At 43.2% G+C, this 280-nt stretch carries 1 protein-coding gene; it reads right to left on the bottom strand.

Going from position 1 to position 280, the window contains the following annotated elements; genetic code table 11:
* The coding region (locus A3757_RS27140) for a hypothetical protein (RefSeq protein ID WP_068740248.1) at positions 1-280 on the bottom strand (280 nt) is incomplete at its 5' end.

Below are 280 nucleotides of genomic sequence, written 5' to 3'. Positions count from 1 at the left end.
TTACCACGTTCTCCATCGCTCAGTGATATCTTCGGAATACTCGTGGCCAGCGCTTTGTACAACTAGTTTAATCAGGGCGCAAATATCTTCTCGTTGGTCGGTCTCAATTAGCTGATGGTCGAGTTTGAAGTTCAGGTCATTTAGTTTTTTCACCAAAGACTCAATTTGGGTAGAAACCCAAGAAAAATCATTGTTTTGGTGATTGCTAGTCACATCATGGATAAATGCTGTAATTAGCTGGTCGCACTCCTCTACATGCTGCGCCAAGTATGCTGGCTCT

The sequence above is a fragment of the Oleiphilus sp. HI0117 genome (genome assembly GCF_001635235.1).
This window is presented reverse-complemented; position numbering and strand designations above follow the sequence as displayed.